Origin of the sequence: Gilliamella sp. Lep-s35 (assembly GCF_009795845.1) — a bacterium.
In the GTDB taxonomy this organism is placed as follows: Bacteria; Pseudomonadota; Gammaproteobacteria; order Enterobacterales; family Orbaceae; genus Gilliamella.
In genome coordinates this window covers 1-396 of the sequence record NZ_WTEX01000082.1, presented here as the reverse complement: position 1 = coordinate 396, position 396 = coordinate 1, and the positions used below count along the sequence as shown (strand labels likewise).

1 pseudogene is annotated in these 396 nt (G+C 38.4%); it reads left to right on the top strand.

The window, feature by feature from the left end:
• Positions 1-396: pseudogene (locus tag GQ590_RS12120) on the top strand (hypothetical protein); the annotation flags it as partial.

The following is a 396-nucleotide window of genomic DNA, read 5'->3' as shown; positions in this document are numbered from 1 at the left end:
AGAAAAGTACGATATTCAACCACGGGTAATGAGGTTGATTTGGTAAGAATGCCTGATGGATTAAATATTAATTTAGGTAATAACATACTTATAGCATTTAATTTCACAGATACGCAAAGAAGGTATTGCAGCCCAGAATGTTTTGCCGGATTTATGGGGGTGCTAGGACAATTTGGTATTGCAGGGGTTAGGTGTACTGGAATGTGTTTCGGGGATGCAACCTGTTATCCAAGCATAAGTCATAATAATGGAGTGAGCGTGGATACAGGTTATCTATCTGATAATACGAACCGACCTAATAATACAAACCAACAAGATTTATTATATGCGTTTGTTGATTGGGGCTTTACTCAAGTTATTGCCGCTGAAAATAGACAAAATTGGCTGTTAGGGGCG